We start from the raw sequence: 23,542 nt of genomic DNA, 5'->3' as shown, positions 1-23,542 counted from the left end.
ACCCGCCGGGGTGGCTGTCTTGGAAAACTGGTTTGTTTTTCTGGATAGGCTAACAAAATAAATTAGCCATTATCATTTTGGCCAAGAGCTATCGACCAATTCCAGTCTCTTTACTTCGGAGGATTACAGATACTACATGGCCCGTATCCTTAACTTTCTGCATCCGATAGACTAATGAGATTTTACTCTTTGATAAGTACTGACATCCATCTCGATAATACTTTTTGCCAGTTTTAGTTATGTATACCGTCAAAGTTTGAAGAGTTTGTTTGGGGGGAGACGAATTCACAACATGGGGCGTGACTGTAGGGGCAGCGGTAACGGCAGGCTTAGGATCTGGTATGGCGTTTGAGTAACGGTGGTAGGCGTAACTACTGAAGTTGGTGTGGGAGCTTGACTTACGGCAGGAACGAAACTGTGGTAGTTTGGACCTGTTTTGATTCCTCTGCTTTTGTGGGACTTGTTGCAGGAATAGAATTACTAGAGCATTCGCTAAAGCTATTAAGAGTGCAATGAATATACGAGCAATTTTATGTTTCATGGGGTTTTCAAAATTTATCTAACTCCTTTATAAAATGTTTATATCGAACATATGTTATTCTTAGAACTTTGGTTTTAGAATTAGAGAAGCGCAAAATTTGTCGCAATACAAGGAGAGGTTTATATGGATTTTTTTGACTATTTGAAGTAAAATACAAATGCACACACTGAGAATGATTAGCAAACTCATCGAAAGATGGGGACGCAAAGCTACGGGCCTAATCTCTTGCTAAGGGGGAATGGCAGCCGGGTTACCTAGTTTATAACTAGATAGCCCGGCTTTTTTGTCATTATCAAACACAAAGGGGGCTGATAAGACGTCTAATGCTGATTACCCCAGATAAAAAGTAGGCGAGAGATGAACTCTTAGAAGGTGTAGGAATTGAATCCTTTTGATTCACTCTGTGGCAATCATGGTCAATCAAAAAGGTAAGGGAAAGGACCCTTGCCCTCAAGTGCAAATAATCACTTGGGTTACCAATCTTAGTCGGAGGGAGAGTCAGTCTTGAAGCTGAATATCTCTTAGACACACGAAAGAATCGTAGTTCCACGCCGACTGGTTTCGGTAAATTAGGGGAGCTGAGAAGTGTGGTCTGTACGTGGACACTTAGACCACATGGAGCTATTAGTGTAACCGACCCTCTTAAACAAATAAATTTAAGAGGTGCAAAGAATGAAATTAAAGAAAACGTTAGTAGCAACCCTATCAACCACATTATTATTGACTGGAATGGTTCAATCAGTTATGGCAGCAAAACCTGCGGAAAAGACCGCGCCAAGTGTAAGCATTACGGCTCAACGCTGGACCAACTGCCAAACCATACCTGTTTCGTGGAAAACAGCCACTACTTCCGGTAGCCCTGCTGCCATTCTATCCTCTTGGAAGTTAGATAAAGGTGTATGGTCAGATTATGACCCTAAAATAACATCTACGTCATACCTTCTAACTGAAGGCGACCATATGTTTTCTCTTCAGGCGAAGCAAGAAGGAGTAGTTTCAGCTGTTGCTACACAACAATTAGGGGTTGATTTGACAGCTCCTGTTGTAACAGCGACTCCTATTAGTGCTAGTCAACTTAATGCTAATGGATGGTATAACAAAGATGTTACCGTAAGGTTTAATGGTACCGATGCTTTATCAGGTATAGCGAAGACTGACGATGCTGTCACAAAGAGTGAAGGCATCAACTCCGATATTAAAGGCTCAGCTACCGATAATGCAGGTAATATCGGCTATAGCGATGCTCTTACAGTTAAAGTTGATGAGACAGCCCCGACTATTGATATAAGCGGAATTGCTACAGCATATACTGTTGGGGATGCGCAACCTACAGTTACTTGGACTGCAACGGACGCTTTATCAGGTATTGACACCTCTTCAGGAACACTTCCAACGGGTTCGCAAATTGATATCAGCACTCCTGGAGATAAGACATTTACAGTTATTGCAACAGATAACGCAGGAAATACCGCTTCAAAAACCGTAAGTTATGCGGTTGCACCTAAACCTATTTTAGACCCAACCCCTATCGTTATTAAGGAAATTAATGGAGCTTCTGTCATAATTAAAGGCGGTTGGATTCCTACGTACAGCAATGGAAGAACACCAGAACTTAACGGTTACGATGCAACTGGAGAAGTTTATGCTCTTTACAATATCGGAGATCCAGTTAACACCGGCGATACAATGCAAATCCATTTTAGTCTTCCAAATTGGAATACTGGAAGTAAAACCGTCGATGTAACTATAGCTGGTACTCCTTATAAAGTACTAGTAACCAAATAAATATTCTCATCTGGGGTGATTCCCTCGAGTTTTGCCCCCCTCAAGAACCGACAATTTTAAAAAAATCATTTAAAATCCCTGGAAGCAGATATATTAAGCATTCCAGGGATTCTTTTATGCATATTGTAATAAAATCAAAATTTTAATAATAGGGAATAAAGCAAACTAGGGAATAGCAATCAAAAAACAATAACCATTTAAATTTTATTGGTTGTATTAAGGACATAGGCCATTGGACACAGTTTACAGGATTATCGTCTCATTTATTAACCATTTGTGTTTACTAAAAATGTAAGTTAGCATATAGTAAAATATAAATAAAAATAAAAATGTCAAGGGCAAAGTCACTGAAAGGTGATGACGCTGAATATTTCGATGTGGCAGCACCACCATTTTACAACTCAACGGGGAATAGTAAGGCCCTTATTAAAAGGGCTATATCTGCAGTAATAATTTAATTATGCTTAAAATTTTAAAGAAATGATTTTTGTCATGGTATTTTCAGCAAGAGATGATAATGAGTGTGCACTACTTTTATATGAATATTTTATATAATCACTGAGCAAATATATTATTAAATGGCTATGGCGTAAGAAAATGTAAGGATGGACCGCACTACCTAGTTAATCCCACTTCAGCTAGAATGGCTTATTAAAAGTCTAGCCAAACCTACATAAAGAGCTGGCACAAACACTGCCAGCTCTTTATGTAGGTTTGGCTTTTAATAGTTATTTCTTGAGTAATCTCCCGAGGTTTTTTCGTGTTTTGCGGTAACTCTAAAGAAAAGGAAGGGCATGCACCAACACATAGGCCACATTGAGTACAGTGGGTAGAACCTTTGTGAAACCGACATAGGTCACTCTCGAAAAGTGGATGGATTATCTGGATGAGACGAGTTCCATTGTCCACTCAAGTTTTGGTTGTTAGTTTATTTATCTCTTTTTGTTTCCTTTTTGCATTAAGGAATACTAGCATCAAAAGTGCTAACCCTATCGTGAAAAGGTAGCCTACAATGGGGCTTAATTCAAACCACATCTTTAAAGCCGTAAAAGCAATAAGTAGACTTAAAATTATTCGAAGACTTGCCGTTTTTAACCGGCTACTTAAACGTCCCCCCAGTTGCGCCCCCATCAATGCACCGGCAACCAGGACTGTAGCCATTACGAAGGGGATTTGTCCCGTTCCCCACTTTCCAATGAATCCTGCCAATGCGGAAAGAAACGTTATTGCCACTGAAGTGCCAAGTGCAATCCTTGTAGGTATTTTAAGAACATAGAGCATCAGCGGAATTAAAATAAACGCACCGCCTTGGCCAACAATTCCTCCTTATATGCCTACCAACAAAGCAACGAAAAAAGCGATATATTTGTTAAACTACACGTTTTCAACCGGTAAATCATCATCTTTTTTAATAGGTATAAACATTAACACGGTAGCTATTAGTGCCATACCTGCAAAGATTCCCAGCATTACCTCACCGTTAATCTGCTTGGAGAAATAAGAGCTCATCAGCGCACCAAAAACAACACCACTACCCATATAAATAATGAGTTTTGGGTGAACAAACTTGTTTTTTTTATGAACAACTAGCCACGAAAAAGACCCGGCCATACTTTGAACTATTGTAATAGCGGCAGCCGTTTTCATAGAAATGGCTTCAAGGCCGATTAATGAAGGCACATAAAGTAATAAGGGGACCATGATGATTCCTCCACCAATCCCTAGAAGCCTGGAAAAAAACCTCCAATTAATCCCAGGGCAAAAAGAACGAATAGCAATAAAGTCGTCATATTATGACCTCGATTACTTAGATATTTCCAACTTAAATGCATCATCCTGTACCATTTTACCCACGACAGCGATTGTTTGAACTCCAGCCTTTTTCAGGCTCTGGAGAAGGTTTGACAACTTTTCTTCATTTACTGAGATCAATAGACCGCCAGAGGTTTGGGCGTCTGCCAAAACGAGTAAATCGTTTTCAGTGATGTCTTGGGTTATAATTAGGTCTTCTTTAAGGAAATCTAAGTTCTTGCGTGTGCCGCCAGGTACGACTCCGGAATTATTCTTAATCAGATTCCAGGCCTCATGAATCACTGGCACATCAGACAGGAAAATCTTCGCCCCCAGACGACTGGCTTTCGCCATTTCATGTAAATGTCCAAGAAAGCCGAAACCTGTAATGTCAGTACAAGCGTTAACGCCGACCTTCACCATAGCTTCAGCCGCACGCTTATTAAGGGTACTCATAACCCCAATCGCTTCAGACATAACCTCCTGACTAACAAGGCCTTTTTTCATAGCTGTGGTTATGATCCCCAGCCCCAAAGGTTTGGTTAAAACGAGCATATCTCCAGCTTTGGCTCCAGCATTCGTAACTACCTGAGATGGATTAATGACTGCCGTAACGACCATTCCATATTTAGGTTCAGGATCGTCGATAGTGTGACCACCTATAACGCTAATCCCAGCTTCAGCGGCCTTCGCTGCTCCACCCTTTAAAATCTCCGCAAGCACGTCCATGGGAAGTTTTTTAGAAGGGAAGCCAACAATATTTAGCGCGAAAAGCGGCTGAGCACCCATCGCATAAATGTCACTTAAAGAATTCGCTGCTGTGATTAAACCAAATGTATATGGATCATCTACGACAGGAGTAAAGTAATCCACTGATTGCACAATAGCTAGAGAATCATTCACTTTATAGACTGCAGCGTCGTCGGCTGAGGCCGGAACGACGCTTTTTCTTTATTCCCAAAAGATTTCCTTTTTAATTGACGAGGATATACATGCCATTGAAGAACTAAATGGATGCCACAAGGGCAGATTATTAATAGGTGCAAGCACAACTCCAGGTGTCTATTTATTACCTAAGACTTTGGGCATTTACAAATCTATTTATCCAGGAATTGTTCCTAAATTAGAGATAGCCAACAGTCAGAGAATAGTAGAGATGGTTAATGCAAATAGTCTCGATATCGGCATCATCGGAGAAGAAATAATTTGTCCACCAGAGCTCCGTGTAGAACCGTGGCTGAAAGATGAATTGTTCTTAGTCGTCCCAGATAAGCATCCATGGGTTAATAAAGCCAGCGTTCACGTAAGTGACTTAGAAAATGAACAATTTATATTTAGTGAGCGCGGTTCAAGCACTAGGTCAATTATCGAGAATATCCTTGCCAACCATGGGTTAAAGTGAGCATTTCTTTAGAATTAAACAATACCGAAGCGGTAAAACAAGCAGTAAGTGCCGGTTTAGGAGTCTCCATAGTTTCTGGATTTACGGTTATCAGTAATTCGGGAATTGTCTGTATTCCAATAGAAGGATTAGGCTTCTATAGAATGTTTAATATTATTTATCATAAGAACAAGATATTTTCTCCAGCCACCAGAAGTTTCTCGATCTTTCTCAAATCGAAATCGTTCTAATCTAATTATTCAGCAGCAAAAAGTGGTCTAGCAGAACCGTCCCTTTGTTTCCACTTTTCCAAAGACGAATATATACCGGTTGATTAATCAATTGTTAAGGGCAAGGGTCAGGGTTCTTCAGATAGATAGCTATATGACGGAAAAAGTAAGATGTGGTACCCTGAAGACAGAACGGATGATTAAGGAGTGACACTCATGAAGCCAGAAGTGATTATGTATACTGTACCCCTTTGACCAAACTGTTTTCGCGCCAAGCAATTCCTTTCGGGTAAAGGAATTTCATTTACTGAGAAAAATGTTCTAATTCCCAAAAACTTAAAAGAAAGGTTAAAAGTGGCCAGTGCACCTGGCGGACCCGTAACCGTTGTGGGAGAACGAATTTTAATGCGTTTCTCGTCCGCTGAATTCGAAGAGGTCTTCCAAGATTTCTGAGAACAGGCGGGACTGTAACGAAACTCAGCCCTAAAAGTCGCCTATAACTATTGTTTAGGTGACTTTTCTATTACATTGAAGTAACGTCAACGCACGTGGAGTGCTTAATAGTTCTATATCGGGGTTGAGTGAAAGCCTTGGTATGAGCGGATTATAGAGTAAGATGTTGTTTTTATGGTGTCATAGTGTACAGGGGAATATATTGAGCCTGATCGTTCAATAAACGAACTGGCATTTTTTGTTTTTTCTTAGGTTATTTTTGCTATCATGGAGGGATATGAGAGGAAAATGTAGAAATGTTAGATTGGAAAAGTCTGGCCGATCCGAAAGTACTCTTACGGAAGGAAATTGATTTGTATCATTGCGAGCGATGTATGTGTGGAAAATTAGCCTCGGTATAATTCGACAATTTCTATTCAAACATATGATTAGATACAAATGACTAGTTACGATAATCGGAGAAGAGAGTTTACATTTTCAAATGTTTTACAAGGGCTTCTTAAGTTGTATCTCTAATGCCATGTCAAAGGATTGGGTTACTCGTATGCCTTTTGATATAATGAATCTAAAGTTCATTTTGGGGGAATATAAAGTGAAATCTAAAGTAGATATTTTAAATACTGAAGATTCTTATATAGTTTCATCTCATAATATCGTAACCGAAATAGGAAATGGTTTTCTCGAGCTTACTGGGCGTTCAATGGATGAACCTATGGATAATCTGATAGGAAAATCACTCGTGGAAATAGGAGAGATGTTAAGAATTAATTCACAAATTCTTCTTGAGAATATCCACAATTATTATGCTGGGTATATATTTACAAAGTTCCTTGAACCGCGAGAAGTAAACATATCACTTTTTTATGATAAAGATACAAATGAGCAAATATATACTTTTGTTGAAAAACCAAATTCCCGACTTGACGACAAGCTCAGCTTCGTGAAACAAACATTACTTGATAATATAGTGGGTGCAGCTATTTACAGTGTACCAGATTCAATAATGCTTAGAGTAAATCAAAACTATCTTGATTTTCATGATTCTCCATTCAATGAAGAAACTAGTTTAGGTTTACCTATTAGTAAGATCATAACCGGATATGTAGGAACCGAATCTGAAGTTGTTACTAATACTGCCCTTGAAACAGGAAAGACCAGCTATCATAGAGAAATAAGATTAAATAAATTTGCAAGAGGCATAACTTATTGGGATACCATTAGAACACCTATATTTGAAAGTGGAAAGATAAAATACATGTTGTTAACTACTACAGAGGCAACGGAAAGGGTTTTGAAAAATCAAATAATAGAACAACAAAATGAGATTATAATTCAACAGAAACAAGAACTAATCCAACAGCAAAAGGAATTATTGAATAGGCAGAAGAACATGTTAGACCTTTCTACTGAAGCGATTTTTGCATGGGACTTAAATGGAGGTATTATATATTGGAATAAAGGAGCAGAGCTGATGTATGGGTATAGCTGTGAAGAGGTTATCGGACACATCAGTCAGGACCTGTTTAAAACCTTATATCCAAGTAATATTGATAATATTAAATCGATCTTGAAAAGAGATAGCTTTTGGAACGGTGAAATAGAACACACTAGAAAAGATGGAAAAAAATTACTTGTCGAGACGAGACATCAGGTCATTTTGAATGAACTAGGGCACAAAATTGTGATTGAAACCAACCATGATATTACGGGACGCAATTGGATGGAAGAGGAGTTAGATAAATCTCAACGCCTTAATACTGAAATTATAGAGAGTATTAATGACGGGTTCTTTTATCTTAGTAAAGAATGGCGTTTTATATTTATCAACAACCGAGCAGCTAATAATATGGGTTATGAGCCTCATGAACTTTTAAACATAAATATCTGGGATAAGTTCTTACATCTAAAAGGTTCACAAATTGAAAACAACTTTCGTTATGTAATGTCTGAGCGCGAGAGTATCCAATTTGAATTATCAGGTATATTAACCGATAGATATTATGAGTACAATGTCTATCCTACAAGTGAAGGTATTTCGGTTTATTGGATTGATATTACAGAAAAAAAGGCAAAAGAAAAAGAACTAATCGAGTCTAAAGAAGAAGTAATGAAAAATAGAATGGATAAAGAAATGGCTCGCCTAGATAAATTGAGCCTTGTGGGTGCGGTGGCAGCAGGCATCGGCCATGAAGTCAGGAACCCGATGACTACCATTCGAGGGTATCTGCAACTGCTTGGTAGTAAGCAAGAGTTTTCTAAATATAATAGCCAGTTTGCTCTAATGATTGATGAGCTAGACAGGGCAAATTCAATTATTACAGAGTTCCTTTCCTTAGCGAAAGATAGGGTTGTAGAATTAAAAGTGCAAAGCCTAAAAGAAATAGTTGAACACATATTCCCGTTAATCCAAGCGGATGGATTGGTTACCGACAAATACATACAAATGGAACTAGAAGAAGTCTCGGAAATCCCTCTAGACGAAAAGGAAATCCGACAATTAATTCTCAACTTTGTTCTAAACGGCTCGCAAGCAATGTCCCCTGGTGGAACTATGAAAATAAGAACGTTTATGGAGGAAGATGAAATTGTATTGTCGGTAGAGGATGATGGTAAAGGAATAACACCAGAAGTGCTTGGGAAAATCGGCACCCCATTTTTTACAACAAAGGAAAATGGAACAGGTCTAGGATTAGCGGTTTGTTACAGCATTGTAGCAAGACATAATGCGAAAATTGAAATTGAAACTGGTACAACAGGGACAACATTTTTTGTTCGATTTAGAAAGTAATTAACTTTGAAGAAAGATTTGATTACAGGAACGAACCGTGTCTAAATCTCTCGTTGTTCACGGACCACAGTTACAAGAGCACAAGGTAGCTGGTATCTGCCATACGACGATGCAGATTACAAGACTGTTCAGACCTCCATGGGTGCGCCCACCAGCCGGTCGTCTTGTGGAGTACGTAATAATGCTCTATATAGGTGTTAAGCAGAAAGCCTTGATATGAGCGGGTTTGTGAGAGTGATTGTCTTTTATAGTGACAGAGTGTAAGTTCGAACGCCATCGCTGGGTTTACAGCGGTTACCACAGGTTCAAGAATGTTACACACTTACAGGAAGCCACGACTATCTGCTTAAGATTGTTGCAAAGGATATGTCGAGCTATAGGGATTTTATTATTGATTCATTAATGCAGAATCCCACTGTTAGCAAGGTTGAAACAAGTATGGTTATGGGAACTGAAAAAAGAACGGTCTATGTGCCCATTGATGAAGTGTAATGAGGTGCTGAAATTGAAAGAAAAACCAAAGCATTAAAAGCTGCTTTCCCCCATACCATCCCTGTATTTACTGGATTTACGTTCTTAGGTATCGCCTATGACATCTTAATGAACATCAAGGGTTATGGCTTTGGCTGGACAGTGTTAATGAGCTTTATGTCGTTTGCTGGGTCTGCACAATATGTAGCAATTACTTTACTCACTTCGATTTATAATCCCGTGTACGCCTTGCTATTAAAGTTAATGGTCAGTGCACGGCATTTGTTTTATGGCATTTCTATGTTGGATAAGTACAGAGGCACTGGTAAATTCAAACCATATCTTATCTTTGGTTTGTGCGATGAAACATTCTCCATTATCTGCTCCACAGAGCCACCATAGGGAATAAATCGTAACTGGTTTATGTTTTTCATTACACTACCTAACCATGCTTATTGGGTGCTCGGTTCAGCTCTTGGCGGTTTTCCTTTGATACAAAGGTCTTGATTTTGTGTTAACTGCACTTTTTGTTGTTATATTTCTAGGACAATGGAAAACTTCGAATAACCACAAACCTGCTGTTATCGGTGTTGTATGTTCTGTTATCTGTTTGGTTGTTTTTGGGCCAAGTTATTTCATTATTCCTTCCATGATTGCGATATTGGCAGTGTTGACCATCTTTCAAAGGAAACTGGCAGTGGAGGGATTATAATGATTTAACCTATATTGAAACCTTCATTATTATTACCATGGTAACGCTTGGCACGGTTATAACAAGTTTTTTGCCGTTTATTCTATTTCTGAATAACAGTGGAAATCATCCCTATATCACTTACCTCGGAAAGGTTTTACCCAATGACGCAATCGGTTTGTTGGTTGTATATTGCCTTAAGGGTATCAATTTGATGAACCCATCCCTTGTGTTTCCAGAGGTAGCATCCATTCTCTGCATCATGGTGCTACATTATTGGAAAAACAATGCGCTACTAAGCATTGGTGCTGGAACAGTGATTTATATGTCAATTATTCACTAGATAATTAGCCGATAAGGCCAGTATTCTTATCCAAGTAACCATCCATGACAATAATCTAAACTCCCTGTTATAGACATTCACGCCTGTTTCCTTAAACTCCCATTATTCTTATAATGCGACGCATCAGTAGTGAATGAGGTCTTAGTTTTATTTTCTAAATATGTGTTTAAAGAAACCTTTGAAATATAGTAAAATATCGCAAAGGTTTCTTTGTCAGTTGGGTTAAAAATTATTCAAGAAAATAAACATCAGAAAACAATAACAATTAAAGCATTTGCTTTGCTGATGTAACTGTTATCTCTAACACTCTAGTTAAAAAAGAGAACTTTTCTTTCATCATATCGAATTCTGAACCTGACTCAAGGTATTTTGCAGTACCTTCAATCATGAAGCCTGTTCCCTGGTAATCTTTATAGCCCAAAACTTCTTTACTACCCAAAGCGATCTTTATTTTATTATTTTGATTTACGTTTTTTTCTGTTCTACGCATTGCATAAGCAGGAATTAAAATTCTTTCATCAGATGTTACCTCTAAATATGAGTTCCAAGTGTTAACCACATGCGGTTCATCTATCCCCCATGACACTATTGAAACTACACCTTCCTTTTTTAGTACATCAAAAAACTTTTCTGTAAGCATTTGTATATTTCCCCCTAATAATTAATTAACAATACAAATCTCAACAAGATACAAGATATATCGTCGATATGTATTGTCTACTTTAATATATATTGACTTTATAAAAAAGTCAATATATATTAAAGATAGTTATTATCTACTATTAGATCATGTTATATTGACAAAAAATAATTAAGTGTTATGTGGGGACTTTATTATTTAGGAGGTGGATTGTATTGCAATTTTCCATAGGAGTAGAGTATGCATTACATTGTTTATTATATATGGTAGATATTCCATCAGGAAAGGCTGTTGGAATTAAAGATTTAGCGAAATTTCAGGGAGTTTCAGAAACTTATTTATCAAAAGTATATACAAAATTGAGGAAAGCCGGGATTGTGAAGTCAATTCCAGGTGTTAATGGGGGATATGAGTTGGCACGTATTCCAGAAAGCATAACCTTTTGGAATATAGTTGAAGCAGTAGAAGGGATGACTCCATTATTTCAATGTGCAGAGATTAGACAAAATGAGATATTGTTAGATAAACATAATCTACCTGATACATATACAAAATGTCCTTGCTTGATAAAAGTTGTAATGGTAGAAGCAGAAGACCAGATGAGACAGTATTTGAACAATAAGACTTTAGGATGGCTTCATGAACAAGTTAGTAACAAGATTCCTGAAGAGCATGGAAAAGCAACGATTGAATGGTTCAATAATACTAAATCGCGATAAAATTTAAGAAGCATAAAATCGCCACATCAGATTTCTCCAAAACGATTGTTTAATATGCGTGTGTTTGAATTGTCGAGACGAACATTCAAATTACTGAGAAGAGAACAGTACTATATTGGTGTGGCTTTTTTGTAGAAATTAAAACGTAATTCGCTACGTCGCATTATTCTTAGTACCCTGTTCGGTCGTCCTGTGATTAAAGTCGAGCAAGCGAACACCATAAGATCCCTTGGAGATATTTCCCTAGTTGACCTTTCGCAATACCTCCTAATCGACAAGGGCGGCATCAATGCTACCGATAGTAATAACTAATTGGGTGGTGGGTATGAATCTACTTGTAGCCAATGCGGTCAAAAATATGGGTGAAACCGTCTAGATTTGATCAACAGAATCATTTTGTAGTAAAACCTGTCATTACTGGATATGGCTTTGTCCGACTAAATCTACGGAGGTAGTAGTGGGAGCAATAGCTGGCGAGGTTGTTGCAGTATTAACCGATGGTCGGTTTGAAAGTGAAGTACCAGATACAGGCTTAGTTTAGTAGTATTCAGGGCTGTGACGAAACTTAGTTTGGATATTCTATAATTACTATTAATATTTAAACATTTATTTTTAAATTGAGGGCATACTGACTAAGGAAAAGATTTTAAGGGAGGTTTTTAAATGAGCAACGCTAAAGACAAAATGGAAGCTGAAATTAAAGAAATTAAAACAATTGCATCGAAAGATATGGGGATTGATATGGAGGTAGCTACTGAATTAACACAGCTGAAAAATCAATTACAGCAGATGGAGCAAGCCTTCTCCGGCTTAAAAAATATTCAACAGTCTTCACAGAATCAAATCCAACAAACTCAAGTTCAAGCTCAAGGGCAACAACAATTAAACCAATTAGTACAACACATGACTCAATTTAAGACCCAATCGCAACAACAGCAACAGCAAGCTTTTAATCAATTACAGCAATCTATCCAGCAAGGCATACAAGCTTTGAGTCAAGCAGATCAATATATTCAATCCACCCAGGTTCTTAATCAAATGAATAACTTTATCGAACAGGCTCAACAACAACTTCAAAATATGAGTCAACAAGAACAAATGCAGCAAAGTCAGGGTCAACAAGTGCAGCAAAGTATGAATCAACAAAACCAGCTAAAGTCAGGTTGGACAAACCAACAGCCTTCGCCTTCGTTCCAATAAGATGCGTTTCTAGCAACGGTTTTTAGGGAAACCATTTGTAGAGGTTTGACAAATGGATCAAATAAAGGGGGGCTGTAACAAACTGAAACAGTTTTGTTACAGCCCCTTATGATTTAACGATGTCGTTATCGACAACAGGAAGGGTGCCATGAATTTAGTCTTAAAGACAACTCTTGAACCCTTGGAGATTCGGGAAGTAAAGAATTATCTCAGACTGGACGATGTGATAGATACCTCCGAAGATGACTATCTCTTAATTATTGCTTCCCGTGAATATTGTGAAGGGGTTCAGAACCGCGCCTATATCATGCAGGTGTGGCAACTGAGCTTTGATAATTGGCCAAGTCGAGTGATTGAATTACCTAAGGGCAATCTTCAAACCGTTAATTTGGTCACTTATAAGCACTCCGCCGGGGTTGTGACAACACTGACTGAAACTCAAGATTATGCTGCAAGTGCGCGCGGAGTTTCAGTCAGGATATCACCTGTGGCTTTTTTATCGGGCATTTGGGCCTCGATCGAGCCCCTGAGTGGTCGAGAGTATTATGCAGCCCAGCAAGTCAACGCCGAAATCACCCACCGGATCAAGATCAGGTATAGGGCCCAAACAAACCAAAAATGCGAGTTAAATTCGACAAGGCTCGTTACTTTAACATTATCTCGGTGGTAGATATTAATGAAAGCCACCGGGAAATACACTTAATGTGTACTGAGGTGATTGCTTAATATCCAACTCGATCATTGAATTAAAGATGTCAAAAGGCACTTTGAAGAAGTGGGAGAGGCCCCAGCAAAGGTATTGACCTCATCCACAAGAAAGGGCGCAAAAATCGCCTTGGCCTACGCCAAAGCAAATTGCCCTGAAGGAACAGAGTGGACAAACGGCAGGTACGCCCACGAACCAGGGACTCTCAAGGCCTTAAACTAAAAAAAGAAAAGCAAAAAACGGGCAAGTCAGTGTAGCATAGGCTCAGGGCCAGAGGGCTGGTACGCTCACTTTGCCGACTATGGATTCACCACAAGAAATGGTCGGTATGTCCCAGGGAATCAGTTTCTGAGGGACTCGGTCGACAAGAACCGCGGCCAGATCCAAACCGTAATGCTCACGGAAATGGCCTCAGAGCTGGAATAATTGAGGTGAGAACCTTATCCGGTTTCAGGTAGGCAATAACGTCGATTCTGAGGTTTATAATGAGGAGTACAAAAGCATAACTGAAGAACTGGGGGAGGTACGGAAGAAAAGATTGGTGTATGATAAGGTAATCGAATCAAAGGACGGTTTGAAACAAAGGTTTGATGAAATCATAGAGACAATAAACAGCTGGGATTCACTATTGGAAGAGTTCGATGAAGAAATATTTAATGCGTGGTTGAGAAGATAGAAATTCTCACGCCAACGCATTTTGTTTTTGAATTAAGGAGCGGGATACGGATGGGGTCGTGATAGAATGAATAAGGAAAGAAATGAGGGTACAAAAGGGCCTTGTCCATTGAGACTATAAAGGTGGATTATAAATTTCATCCCGCCAGATAATATTAGCGTAAGCTACGTGGATTTGTTAGGATTCTTAAAAAATGATTAGCCTCCCTAAAGCACGTGGTCTCCTAACAGCGGGATTATTATTGATCTTATCTGACAAGCTAAAAGCCCCTCGGTAGCAGTTGCTTTGAAATCCCTTATTTCCCTGGTTGCTCTAGTTTCTTCTCTGATTAAACCTCCAAGTAAAAGCTGAGCAAAAATATTTTTCTCTATTCTCTGAACTTTAGCTTGAAGTAAAGTAAATAAATCTGCAAACTCATCAGCAGTATCTATTAAAGCGACTTCGGTTGATCTAGTAAGTGAGCGATAAATTGAGCATATTCTTTCATTATTCTATCCCAAAAGACCTTTTCCGCAATAATTTCCCGGGTAAGATCAACCTGTTCCCTTCTTTGTAGACGTTGCAACTGTTCAACAAAGAATATTGCTTCCGTCTGATGTGGTCAATTAACAAGGGAAAGTTAGACGTAAATAAAGTGCAATTTAGAATTTCATTAAGAATTCTAGTTTTAAACTAAATTAGCTCTTGGGTCAAGGCGATAGCTCGTTGATTCAAGTTTGCTACGGCGGTCTCTAGTCTCGGGCTTGGAACACAAGGCTCAAGCCTTAGTTCCTCTGAAGTTAATTCGGTATCGATTGCTATGCCTGAAAGTTCGATCGTTTTTTGCTCTGCTCTGAGGGTCTTGTCAGATACCACTTCCCCGGAAGAAAGGACCACTCTACTGACATTTCTATTAGCTAAACTTACAGCCTCCCGTAAAAGCGCATCGAATTGTTCCTTAAATAGGTCAGCTTGACGGGCTAAGTTTGAATCCTTTGGCAAAAACCCTGCTTCAAGGAAAAACGAATGTTCCTTCATAATGCGTAAAAAGAATAGGTTTGACTCAAGGGACAAACGTACAAAATCCATTACCGATATCCTACGATCCATTATTCTACCCCCTATCCAAGCCTTAGTACATATTATTCAATCCTAGGACAAGGGTGACAAACCTTGAGGGGGAAAATAAAAAGAGCCAAATCATGGCTGATTGACAAATTTAGCTTAAATATAGAAAGAAATAGAATTTATGCTGCTGTACGTAATTTAGGTTATCGTATCCAAAAGGAGAGGATAAGCGTTGTCAATGGAAAAATTCTTACGGATTGTGTTACACCATATCTATAGTGGAAGCAGAAATTCAAATTTTCGATAATACTTAATTCCACATTCAGTTTATTTATGATTATTATCTATTGGACTATCAATTATTTTAGATTAGCAAAGTCCTTCCCCAATGAAAAACAATTTGCAATAAGGTATATGACAAATAATATGGGAACAAAAAACCAAATAGTCCAGGGAAGAATAATTAATAGCACGGATAACTACCATCGCCATGTGAATAGAATATGGTTACGCCAAAGATAATAAAACTCAATGTGAGTTTCATGAAGCTTTTCAAATAGATTATCTGATTGTTCTTTCACAGCATTAAAATCCACAATCATTTAGCTCCCAAATGCTTTTTATTTCTAACCAATTTTAGGCATAATAGATTTATGGCATTATATTCAATCTTCTTTTTAGTCCCGACCTCACCGCAAATGGTGGAGTTTCTTGTGCTCTTTAGGGCCTTTATATTAATTTTGTCCTGTGAATTTTTTTCATTTAAAGAGGAATTCTATGTCTAGGAGAAAAGCATAAAGGAGGATAAACCAATGGCGCAATTAAACAATCTATTTGGATTTTTAAAAACAATACAAAGGGCTCTAAAAATCAAAGATTCCCTGGCAGTTAGTTTATTATCAGGTTTATTAGGAACCTTAGCGATGGATGCTTCAAACTTATTATTTTGGAGAGCAAAGAAAACCGAAGCCCTTTATGGACATATCGCTGGTTCTATTTATGTGCGTCCGTTTAGGACAAACCAATCAAAGAACTTCTGGTTAGGCCAAATAACGCATTTAATAACGGGGGCTACATTAGCCTACCCATTAAAACTATTATTTCAAAAAACAGGAAATGATCACCCAACATTAAAGGGAGCATTCTTTGGTGGCGTTACTTGGGAAATAATCTATGGTATTGGTCAAAGATTCGGAGTGTATTCCACTAAACCTCACATGACAAAAACGCACTTCGCTGAGTTATTTAATAACATCATATATGGAATTACTACTGCTCAAGCTTTAGCTGCGTTTTCGGAACCATCATTGTTTTCGGATTCCCAAAGCAAAATCAGTGTTCAAGGTAGAAATATAAATGCAGTTCAACCTATCTATTCAGATGTAGATTACAATAAAGAGAATCCAAATTACATGTAATTTGGATTCTCCAAGGCCACAACATTTGGGCATTGTTTATCTCTATCATAAAACTCTAGTTCGAGGGATACTCTATTTGTTGTGCTCTATCTTTTACCTCTTTTTTTACTTCGCTCTCACCGGTGACGGTGGGGACTTTTTCTCAAAGGGCAAAGTCCGTCACACCAGCGCATTTTGTTTTTGAGTTAAAAAGGATGAGGGTGGAGGAGATAGTGAAGTAAAAATGTATGCCAACTAAATAGTGAATTCTTCTTTTAAGCAAAGCTTTCTATATACTTTAAAATACACCCAAACAGCATTGATCAACAACAATGCACTGGTAACAAAAAAGACATATCTAATACCCAAGTAGGCTGCCACTTGTCCGCCTAAAACAGCACCTCCAAATACGCCCAAATATCCTGCCGACATGGTAAAACCAAAAACACCGCCTACAAGAGAATCTGGTGTAATTTTCTTAACAAGAGTATTAATAGAAGGATTTAGCCCTGCTATCGTTAATCCTAATAAAAAACGAAGTCCCATCAATTGCCATGGATTTTTTACAAATGCTTGCGGTATATAAATGATTCCGGCAACGACAAGTGCGACTAATATGACTTTATGCGCTCCTATTTTATCAGAAAGTTTTCCCAGTCTCGGAGCGGCAATTATATTTGCCAGCCCTGAGGCTGAGAATACCAATCCGGCCACCAGAGCGACATGACTGGTATCTTTAGTTAATTGGGCGACATACACTGTTACAATGGGTTCTATAGAATACAGCCCAAAAGTTAATACAAAAAAGGTCACAAGCAAGATAATAGTCAAACTCTTTTCAGGAATACTCTTCCACTGCTCCTTGATACTAACCGTCTTTTTATCTTGAGGGGTAAAAGATTCCTTTACAAATAAAGCGGTCAGAATAAATGCAATCATCAGCATTGCACCCGTTATGAAAAATACAGGTTGAAAACCAAGGTTCTCTTCGATAAAACCGCCAATAATTGGACCTAGTAAAGAACCTGCAATACTTCCTGTTGAAAGTGTCCCTAAAGCGTATCCTGCGTGTTCCTTATCCGTCTGAGTTGCAATCAGTGTAGTACAAGCTGTGCTAAAACCTGTGATAGCACCCTGCAATAATCTTAACCCGATCAGTACATATACATTCACCGCAAAACCCATGCAACCTATAACTAGCGCCATACCAAGGCTTGCCCGCAAAATCATTGGCTTTCGCCCAAATTTGTCAGCAAAATGACCCCAAATAGGTGAGAAAACAGCAGAAATTATATAGGTAACTCCAAAAGCAATTCCTGAAAGTTGTGCAATTGAAGATGTATTATGAACTCCAAGATGCTGTATATAAAGCGGCAATACAGGGGTAATCTGACTCATTCCTATACCTGTTACAAACATTCCAAACCAGCAAACGAATAAATTTCTTTTCCAAATCGTCATGAATATAGACCTCTCTTTTGTTTTTTAGCTTTCGGGGTACAGCAGTCTGTACTATAATTTTCTAAATTTAATTGAGATATACCCAACGCTTTTCTGCTGGAAGATTTTCTAAAGTAGATTCATCATGTTCTACTCACATGGCAAGCGCCTCTTTGGGACAAAATCCTTAGAGGCGCTTGCATTTTGTTCGATTATCTAGTAGAGCATGGGTACCTGATTTTTAATCCAAGGTGTCGATCCAAGCGTCGACAGTAAGCACATCTGCCTGACGAGGAAACACCTTCTCGGTAAGAACGCGGTGAACTTCAGGATCGGCATCGAGACATGCATCCGAAAGCACCTTGAGTGCATAATCTTTATCCGCCGCTTCTCGCAATGTTGATAAAACAACGCCACTTGTAGCAATTCCACTTAAAATTAACGTATTGATATGGTGAGATCGGAGAATGACTTCGAGGCTACTGCCAGCGAAAGCACTGACTCGAAACTTTGTAACTACTGGTTCGTTTGGTTCGGGATGAACGGATTCGTGAATCTGTGTTGCTATGTCGGAGACCGTCATTCCTCTGGATTTAGAAATTGCTGAGAACGATTTGTTTTGAGGATTGATTTCGGGATAACCTTCGCTAAATGCGACTCGCACAAAAATAACTGGAATAGAATGTCGGCGTGCGGCTTCGACGGCTTTTTGGAACGGAATCAGTTTCCCATCTTCTGCAAAACGCGATACAATACCATTTTGCATATCCATGACCAACAGGGCCGTCTTATTGTAATGATTATGCATGTGCTGTACAACTCCTTTTCATAATGCTAATATAAGTGGAGTATTCTCCATATAATATAAGCGGAGAGTAATCCACTTGTCAAGAAAGGTTTTGTAATTAAATTTTAGGAAGTGATGAAATAGTGAATGGTTCAGACACAATCCAAATTCGTTCTGAACGTCGTGATGCTGCTGAGAATCGCCAAAGAATATTGAATGCAGCTTTAAAGCTATTTGAGCAATATGGTGTTGAACAAGTTAGTATGAATCAAATTGCCAATGAAGCCCAGGTAGGCCCAGGAACACTTTATCGCCGTTATAGAAATAAAGGTGAATTATGTATGGATTTAATTAAAGACAACATTGTTTTATTTTTTGATGATATTGAAACCTACTTAAAGGGGAATTGCTGTTATCCGCCAAGTCAACGATTAAAAGGAATTCTCAACCTATTTATCCGTTTCAGAGAAAAAAAAGCACAATTACTTACAGGAGTTGAGGAGTCTTCGTCAACCAATCCACTTAGATATCGAATGCGGAGCCCTCTATATGACGAATTGCACCAACTGTTGGTTGAATTGTTTGACGAGATGAATGCGACTGAGCAGACCCATTTCAACAGTGTCTTTAGAGCGGATATTTTGCTAACGGCTTTAAGGAGTGATTCATACTTGTTTCAAAGAGATGTACGTGATTATTCACCAGAGATGATTTTGGAACAACTCTGCGCATTATTTATTTTGCATAAATGAAACTATCGGTTGGTTGCAAATGACGCCTGTTGCCATTTATCTCTTTGTTTAAAAGAGGCTGGTTTTTATGGTACCGAAGGTATAGTTATTTCTGATCGACAAAATAAAAAGTTTTATAAAACGATATTTCTCAGTCACTATATGTTTTCTAGCGAGACACTTTAGGACATTGTGCCCAGACAACGAACCCTGGTTACGATAAAATGACTATAAAAAATATAGCACTTTTGTAGTGACAAGTTTTCTCTCCTTTTCTTTATTCTTCTTCCTTTGGTGGACGTCCAAAGGTGTTACCTACAATTTCAATATGGGACAATGCTTCATTCAGACCAGCCAGTTCCTCAGCAGTCAGCACCTCATCAGCTGCACCAGAATTCTCTACCAACAAAAGTTTATTTTGGAGAGAATCAGCTTGAAAACCTGGGGAGTGAACTAAAACAGTATGGTTATAGGGTTCTCGTGACTTACGGAGGAGGCGCAATCAAAAAGATCGGTTTGTACGATAAGATCATGGCTGAACTGAACAAAGCCGGACTTGAAGTACATGAATTTGGCGGAATCGAACCAAATCCACGTCATACTTCTGTCAACCAAGGGGCTGCTATCTGTAAAGAGAAAAAGATAGATGTTTTATTGGCTGTCGGTGGTGGTTCTACGATTGATGCAACAAAGGTTATTGGAGCTGCAGCTTTTTATGATGGTGACTGCTGGGATCTTGTAACCCATAAAGCACATGTTACTGCACTGCCTATACTGACCGTGCTTACCATTGCGGCAACCGGTTCTGAAATGGACTGTGGCGGTGTAATTTCCAACATTGAAACCAATGATAAGTTGGGACTTATTCATCCTCTGATGCTTCCAAAGGTATCCTTCTTAGACCCAGCCAACACTTATTCCGTTAGTGCTTTTCAGACTGCCTGTGGTGGAGTTGACATTCTATCCCATATATTTGATACAGCTTATTTCAGTAAACAGGACACCCTATATATGGTTGATTACTTCATGGAAGGGTTGATTAAGACCGTCATCAAATATGCTCCTGTTGCAATAAAAGAGCCTGACAATTTTGAGGCAAGGGCTAACCTGATGTGGGCTTCCTCATGGGCACTGAATGGTTTTATTGGTGCTGGAAAACAGCAGGCTCCAAGCTGCCATATGATGGAACACGAACTTTCCGCTTTCTATGATATCACGCATGGATTGGGACTTGCTATTTTGACTCCTAAATGGATGGAGTATATTCTTGACGAGACCACAGCACAAAATTTTATCAGTTTGGTGTAAATGTGTTTGGCATTGACAAGGATCTTCCTGCACTGGAAGTTGGCAAAAAGGCAATTGAAATGCTGTCCGATTTCTTCTTTGATACCCTCGGCTTAAAGAGTACATTGACGGAAATTGGCATTGATGATTCCAAATTTGAAATTATGGCAAAGAAAGCCTGTAGAAACGGAATTATGCCGGGCTTCAAGACACTGAATCAGCAGGATGTTGAAAATATCTTTAAGATGTGTCTTTAAATCGAAGCAATAAAAGGAATTATGGTCTAATGTAGTTGGCTATAAAACTATAAAGGAGGCTGTCATGCTCGTGCATACTGATCTGGAAACGGTCAAGATGTTCTCCAAACCATTTCCTGGCCGAAAACAACACATAAAGTGAAGTGTCTGGAAAATATGGAAAGAGGAACAATTATCATGTCAACAGTGTGGATTAACCCAAAACTGGTAATTGGCTTTGAGACTTACAAGCCCGGACAAGGTTCTGCTTCAAAGGATGAGGTGAGTTGAACGTAGCGAAAAGGCTGATTTCAAGTGTTGTGAAGAGTCATAGAAACTTGATGGATGTTGTAGTTTATGATGCCCTGGCTTGTAATTCCATCTGGTTTAACCACTTCAAGGCTTTAGGTATTGATGCAATTGTCGGGGCAAAAAACAATAATAGTTTGCGGTTAGCAAGAAAAACGGTCAATAAGACGAAGGTAGTTGAAGTTTGGGAAGATGAAAAAGGATTTGAGAAAGTTGAAGTTTACGAGTCAACTTTTACTATGGACAACGTGGAGCCGTCATTGCGTTTTGTTAAATTTGCCATTAAACATACTAACAAGTAACGAACACAGATAATGATTGTAACGACATGTATGGAGATGGCGCTGAAGACATTATTCAAAATGATAAGAGCACGTTGGGATATAGAAAACTCAATTTTTAATAACTTGAAACGAGAATGTGGTCTAGAGCATTGCTTTGTTCATGGAGAGAAGGCAGTAGAAGCAGTGCTCTATTTGATATTTATTGCATCGAACATCTTGCAATTATTCTTAGCTAGGCGACTGAGAAAGCATTTTACAACTCAAAGAGAAATGGTTAGGCTTTTATTAAAAGGACTATATTTGCTGAAGTATAAAGCTGAATTGGTTTTTTAGTGCTCATAGAAATTGAGCAATTGAATAAGAATCTTAAATCATGGGGTAGGGGGAGATATATCCAATTTCGACTAAAGTTAGAGGATTGAGAGGAGAATTCGTAAAGGTAATTGAAATATAGGAGATGAGGTGGCAAAACTCAAGCAGAGGCTAAATTGCTGTCATCGGGTGGGATAAGACATGGCTACCTCAATTATTCCTCTTGATTGGGGAACTTCACTTATTGATGCTAATAGAATTAAGTCCGATTTCTCTGAAGATCCATACTATTTTGATGCGTTGGTTGAGAAGATAGAAATTCTCACACCAGCGCATTTTATTTTTGAGTTAAAGAGTGGGAGAGGGGAGGAAAGAGTGGAGTTGCACGAGATTCTTACTGAATGTTGATTTACCCTCAGTCACATTGACATTCATCGATATGAAACATATAATATTACATATCGATGAATATAGATTCGAGGTGGCCTGATGGAAAGCAAATATGAAACTAACGCGAAAGTATTTCAAGCACTCAGCGATCCCAACCGGCTTAAGATCATTGAAATGTTACAAAGCAGAGAGAGGTGTGCCTGCGAAATCTTAGCAGATCTGAAAATTGCGCAATCAACCTTATCGCACCACATGAAGATATTATGTGATTCAGGACTTGTTGACAGTCGCCGTCATGGAAAATGGATGTACTATTCATTAAGTAAAGAGGTCTGTGAAGCAGCAAAGAACTTACTCGCTGAAATTACTAAGATAGCTGATAATTACGCTGTGAGAGACCCTATAGAAGGATGTTGAAATTATGTTCAACTTATAAATCAGAGGGAGTTGTTTCATTAAAATTTAAAAGGAGGAGCGATTATTTATGAAAAAGATGCAAATCTTTGAGCCAGCTATGTGCTGTTCAACAGGTCTATGTGGTGTCGGTGTAGACACTGAATTGCTTCGGATTTCAACTGTTCTTAATTCACTCAAGAAAAATGGTATTGAGGTTGACCGTTTTAATCTTACAAACGCACCCATGGAATTTGTCAACAATAATGCAGTGAATGACCTTCTCAATACCAAAGGGGTTGATAATCTACCGGCTATTGTCTTAGAGGGTGCAATTATGATCACTGGTAGATACCCTAGCAATGAGGAATTTGCGGAGCTCCTCAATATTCCAGTTAGATTTTTAGGTGAGCAACCAAAGGAATTTAAAATGATTCCTCAAGGTTCTGGAGGATGTGGTTGTTCTAACGGAAATTGCTGCTAATCTTAAGATGGCTCAATAATCCAAACGGAG

The 23,542-nt window shown here is 38.6% G+C and carries 22 protein-coding genes, 5 pseudogenes and 2 riboswitches; of the genes and pseudogenes, 18 read left to right on the top strand and 9 right to left on the bottom strand.

Annotation, left to right across the window (positions count from 1 at the left end; translation table 11 throughout):
- Nucleotides 1-88: 88 nt before the first annotated feature.
- Nucleotides 89-541 (bottom strand): hypothetical protein, encoded by a 453-nt coding sequence (locus tag E4K68_RS06670; RefSeq protein WP_135378172.1) that lies wholly within the window; start codon nucleotides 539-541, stop codon nucleotides 89-91.
- A 168-nt stretch (nucleotides 542-709) separates the two neighbouring features.
- Nucleotides 710-799, top strand: a riboswitch (cyclic di-GMP riboswitch).
- A 306-nt stretch (nucleotides 800-1,105) separates the two neighbouring features.
- Nucleotides 1,106-1,189: riboswitch (cyclic di-GMP riboswitch) on the top strand.
- Nucleotides 1,190-1,213: 24 nt separating this feature from the next.
- On the opposite strand from E4K68_RS06670, the gene E4K68_RS06665 reads away from it, so the two are divergent.
- A complete protein-coding gene (locus E4K68_RS06665) occupies nucleotides 1,214-2,326 on the top strand; it encodes a hypothetical protein (protein WP_158291376.1) in 1,113 nt (370 codons plus the stop codon).
- Nucleotides 2,327-3,235: 909 nt separating this feature from the next.
- Here the strand turns inward: E4K68_RS06665 and E4K68_RS20995 are convergent.
- Nucleotides 3,236-4,078 (bottom strand): annotated as a pseudogene (locus tag E4K68_RS20995) (sulfite exporter TauE/SafE family protein).
- A 51-nt stretch (nucleotides 4,079-4,129) separates the two neighbouring features.
- Nucleotides 4,130-5,047, bottom strand: a pseudogene (selD, locus tag E4K68_RS06645) (selenide, water dikinase SelD); the annotation flags it as partial.
- Between the two features lie 34 nt (nucleotides 5,048-5,081).
- Between selD and E4K68_RS06640 the strand changes: the two are divergent.
- The 6 genes and pseudogenes from E4K68_RS06640 to E4K68_RS06610 all read left to right on the top strand — a co-directional run bounded on the left by E4K68_RS06640 (nucleotide 5,082) and on the right by E4K68_RS06610 (nucleotide 10,474).
- Nucleotides 5,082-5,519, top strand: a complete 438-nt coding sequence (locus E4K68_RS06640) for a LysR substrate-binding domain-containing protein (RefSeq protein WP_135378166.1) — start codon at nucleotides 5,082-5,084, stop codon at nucleotides 5,517-5,519.
- Nucleotides 5,516-5,749 carry a LysR substrate-binding domain-containing protein gene (locus E4K68_RS06635; protein WP_135378165.1) on the top strand — a complete coding sequence of 78 codons (234 nt, stop codon included), beginning with the start codon at nucleotides 5,516-5,518 and terminating at the stop codon, nucleotides 5,747-5,749. Before E4K68_RS06640 ends, E4K68_RS06635 begins: the two co-directional genes overlap by 4 nt.
- Before the next feature lie 952 nt (nucleotides 5,750-6,701).
- Nucleotides 6,702-8,969, top strand: a complete 2,268-nt coding sequence (locus E4K68_RS06625) for a PAS domain-containing protein (RefSeq protein WP_158291375.1) — start codon at nucleotides 6,702-6,704, stop codon at nucleotides 8,967-8,969.
- A 279-nt stretch (nucleotides 8,970-9,248) separates the two neighbouring features.
- Nucleotides 9,249-9,461, top strand: a complete 213-nt coding sequence (locus tag E4K68_RS06620) for an Lrp/AsnC ligand binding domain-containing protein (protein WP_282432971.1) — start codon at nucleotides 9,249-9,251, stop codon at nucleotides 9,459-9,461.
- Between the two features lie 12 nt (nucleotides 9,462-9,473).
- Nucleotides 9,474-10,152, top strand: a pseudogene (locus E4K68_RS06615) (AzlC family ABC transporter permease).
- A gap of 13 nt (nucleotides 10,153-10,165) precedes the next feature.
- Nucleotides 10,166-10,474: an AzlD domain-containing protein gene (locus E4K68_RS06610; RefSeq protein ID WP_348982846.1), complete on the top strand. Its 309-nt coding sequence runs from the start codon at nucleotides 10,166-10,168 to the stop codon at nucleotides 10,472-10,474.
- 265 nt (nucleotides 10,475-10,739) lie between these two features.
- Here the strand turns inward: E4K68_RS06610 and E4K68_RS06605 are convergent, their stop codons facing one another.
- Nucleotides 10,740-11,114 (bottom strand): pyridoxamine 5'-phosphate oxidase family protein, encoded by a 375-nt coding sequence (locus E4K68_RS06605; RefSeq protein ID WP_135378161.1) that lies wholly within the window; start codon nucleotides 11,112-11,114, stop codon nucleotides 10,740-10,742.
- Nucleotides 11,115-11,329: 215 nt separating this feature from the next.
- Here E4K68_RS06605 and E4K68_RS06600 point away from each other — a divergent pair, with 215 nt between their 5' ends.
- The 3 genes from E4K68_RS06600 to E4K68_RS06590 all read left to right on the top strand — a co-directional run bounded on the left by E4K68_RS06600 (nucleotide 11,330) and on the right by E4K68_RS06590 (nucleotide 13,703).
- Nucleotides 11,330-11,833, top strand: coding sequence for an Rrf2 family transcriptional regulator (locus tag E4K68_RS06600; RefSeq protein ID WP_135378160.1), 504 nt, complete (start codon nucleotides 11,330-11,332; stop codon nucleotides 11,831-11,833).
- A 663-nt stretch (nucleotides 11,834-12,496) separates the two neighbouring features.
- On the top strand, nucleotides 12,497-13,033 hold the full coding sequence (locus E4K68_RS06595; protein WP_135378159.1) for a hypothetical protein: 537 nt from the start codon (nucleotides 12,497-12,499) through the stop codon (nucleotides 13,031-13,033).
- A gap of 148 nt (nucleotides 13,034-13,181) precedes the next feature.
- On the top strand, nucleotides 13,182-13,703 hold the full coding sequence (locus E4K68_RS06590) for a phage head closure protein (protein WP_135378158.1): 522 nt from the start codon (nucleotides 13,182-13,184) through the stop codon (nucleotides 13,701-13,703).
- A 918-nt stretch (nucleotides 13,704-14,621) separates the two neighbouring features.
- Here E4K68_RS06590 and E4K68_RS21635 read toward each other — a convergent pair.
- Together E4K68_RS21635 and E4K68_RS21630 are read right to left on the bottom strand one after the other, a co-directional pair.
- Nucleotides 14,622-14,846: a DUF2935 domain-containing protein gene (locus tag E4K68_RS21635; RefSeq protein ID WP_348982845.1), complete on the bottom strand. Its 225-nt coding sequence runs from the start codon at nucleotides 14,844-14,846 to the stop codon at nucleotides 14,622-14,624.
- Nucleotides 14,847-14,901: 55 nt separating this feature from the next.
- Nucleotides 14,902-15,432, bottom strand: a pseudogene (locus tag E4K68_RS21630) (DUF2935 domain-containing protein).
- Between the two features lie 842 nt (nucleotides 15,433-16,274).
- Between E4K68_RS21630 and E4K68_RS20595 the strand changes: the two are divergent.
- Nucleotides 16,275-16,880 (top strand): hypothetical protein, encoded by a 606-nt coding sequence (locus E4K68_RS20595; RefSeq protein ID WP_199241708.1) that lies wholly within the window; start codon nucleotides 16,275-16,277, stop codon nucleotides 16,878-16,880.
- A gap of 234 nt (nucleotides 16,881-17,114) precedes the next feature.
- On the opposite strand, the gene E4K68_RS06570 is transcribed toward E4K68_RS20595, so the two are convergent.
- Nucleotides 17,115-18,320 carry a multidrug efflux MFS transporter gene (locus E4K68_RS06570; RefSeq protein ID WP_135378156.1) on the bottom strand — a complete coding sequence of 402 codons (1,206 nt, stop codon included), beginning with the start codon at nucleotides 18,318-18,320 and terminating at the stop codon, nucleotides 17,115-17,117.
- 220 nt (nucleotides 18,321-18,540) lie between these two features.
- Nucleotides 18,541-19,107, bottom strand: a complete 567-nt coding sequence (locus tag E4K68_RS06565; protein ID WP_135378155.1) for a cysteine hydrolase — start codon at nucleotides 19,105-19,107, stop codon at nucleotides 18,541-18,543.
- A 122-nt stretch (nucleotides 19,108-19,229) separates the two neighbouring features.
- On the opposite strand from E4K68_RS06565, the gene E4K68_RS06560 reads away from it, so the two are divergent.
- On the top strand, nucleotides 19,230-19,838 hold the full coding sequence (locus E4K68_RS06560) for a TetR/AcrR family transcriptional regulator (RefSeq protein WP_135378154.1): 609 nt from the start codon (nucleotides 19,230-19,232) through the stop codon (nucleotides 19,836-19,838).
- Between the two features lie 256 nt (nucleotides 19,839-20,094).
- On the opposite strand, the gene E4K68_RS21380 is transcribed toward E4K68_RS06560, so the two are convergent.
- Nucleotides 20,095-20,226, bottom strand: a complete 132-nt coding sequence (locus E4K68_RS21380; protein WP_282432973.1) for a hypothetical protein — start codon at nucleotides 20,224-20,226, stop codon at nucleotides 20,095-20,097.
- Here E4K68_RS21380 and E4K68_RS06555 point away from each other — a divergent pair.
- The 6 genes and pseudogenes from E4K68_RS06555 (at nucleotide 20,202) to arsD (ending at nucleotide 23,512) form a co-directional block, all read left to right on the top strand.
- Nucleotides 20,202-21,361 (top strand): annotated as a pseudogene (locus E4K68_RS06555) (iron-containing alcohol dehydrogenase). The gene E4K68_RS21380 and the pseudogene E4K68_RS06555 sit on opposite strands and share 25 nt — an antisense overlap.
- 266 nt (nucleotides 21,362-21,627) lie before the next feature.
- On the top strand, nucleotides 21,628-21,951 hold the full coding sequence (locus tag E4K68_RS20990) for a hypothetical protein (protein ID WP_243450283.1): 324 nt from the start codon (nucleotides 21,628-21,630) through the stop codon (nucleotides 21,949-21,951).
- Between the two features lie 60 nt (nucleotides 21,952-22,011).
- The gene (locus tag E4K68_RS20985) at nucleotides 22,012-22,266 is read left to right on the top strand and encodes a transposase (RefSeq protein WP_243450282.1); all 255 of its coding nucleotides are present in this window, start codon (nucleotides 22,012-22,014) and stop codon (nucleotides 22,264-22,266) included.
- A 180-nt stretch (nucleotides 22,267-22,446) separates the two neighbouring features.
- Nucleotides 22,447-22,653 (top strand): hypothetical protein, encoded by a 207-nt coding sequence (locus E4K68_RS06545; RefSeq protein ID WP_135378153.1) that lies wholly within the window; start codon nucleotides 22,447-22,449, stop codon nucleotides 22,651-22,653.
- Between the two features lie 81 nt (nucleotides 22,654-22,734).
- Complete coding sequence (locus E4K68_RS06540; protein ID WP_135378152.1) at nucleotides 22,735-23,052, top strand: metalloregulator ArsR/SmtB family transcription factor; 318 nt, start codon at nucleotides 22,735-22,737, stop codon at nucleotides 23,050-23,052.
- Between the two features lie 67 nt (nucleotides 23,053-23,119).
- Nucleotides 23,120-23,512, top strand: coding sequence for an arsenite efflux transporter metallochaperone ArsD (gene arsD, locus E4K68_RS06535; protein WP_135378151.1), 393 nt, complete (start codon nucleotides 23,120-23,122; stop codon nucleotides 23,510-23,512).
- Nucleotides 23,513-23,542: the final 30 nt, after the last annotated feature.

It is taken from the genome of Desulfosporosinus sp. Sb-LF (genome assembly GCF_004766055.1).
Lineage (GTDB): Bacteria > Bacillota > Desulfitobacteriia > Desulfitobacteriales > Desulfitobacteriaceae > Desulfosporosinus.
The sequence above is the reverse complement of the archived record's forward strand: the minus strand, read 5'-3'. Positions and strand labels throughout refer to the sequence as shown.

Excerpts from the sequence above, each read along its gene's own strand:
- E4K68_RS20595 (WP_199241708.1), top strand. The coding sequence starts at position 16,275 with ATGGCGCAATTAAACAATCTATTTGGATTTTTAAAAACAATACAAAGG.
- E4K68_RS06545 (WP_135378153.1), top strand. The coding sequence starts at position 22,447 with ATGGCTACCTCAATTATTCCTCTTGATTGGGGAACTTCACTTATTGAT.
- E4K68_RS06605 (WP_135378161.1), bottom strand. The coding sequence starts at position 11,114 with ATGCTTACAGAAAAGTTTTTTGATGTACTAAAAAAGGAAGGTGTAGTT.
- E4K68_RS06565 (WP_135378155.1), bottom strand. The coding sequence starts at position 19,107 with ATGCATAATCATTACAATAAGACGGCCCTGTTGGTCATGGATATGCAA.
- E4K68_RS06590 (WP_135378158.1), top strand. The coding sequence starts at position 13,182 with ATGAATTTAGTCTTAAAGACAACTCTTGAACCCTTGGAGATTCGGGAA.
- arsD (WP_135378151.1), top strand. The coding sequence starts at position 23,120 with ATGAAAAAGATGCAAATCTTTGAGCCAGCTATGTGCTGTTCAACAGGT.
- E4K68_RS06570 (WP_135378156.1), bottom strand. The coding sequence starts at position 18,320 with ATGACGATTTGGAAAAGAAATTTATTCGTTTGCTGGTTTGGAATGTTT.
- E4K68_RS06665 (WP_158291376.1), top strand. The coding sequence starts at position 1,214 with ATGAAATTAAAGAAAACGTTAGTAGCAACCCTATCAACCACATTATTA.
- E4K68_RS06540 (WP_135378152.1), top strand. The coding sequence starts at position 22,735 with ATGGAAAGCAAATATGAAACTAACGCGAAAGTATTTCAAGCACTCAGC.
- E4K68_RS20985 (WP_243450282.1), top strand. The coding sequence starts at position 22,012 with ATGATAAGAGCACGTTGGGATATAGAAAACTCAATTTTTAATAACTTG.
- E4K68_RS06670 (WP_135378172.1), bottom strand. The coding sequence starts at position 541 with ATGAAACATAAAATTGCTCGTATATTCATTGCACTCTTAATAGCTTTA.
- E4K68_RS06625 (WP_158291375.1), top strand. The coding sequence starts at position 6,702 with ATGTCAAAGGATTGGGTTACTCGTATGCCTTTTGATATAATGAATCTA.
- E4K68_RS06595 (WP_135378159.1), top strand. The coding sequence starts at position 12,497 with ATGAGCAACGCTAAAGACAAAATGGAAGCTGAAATTAAAGAAATTAAA.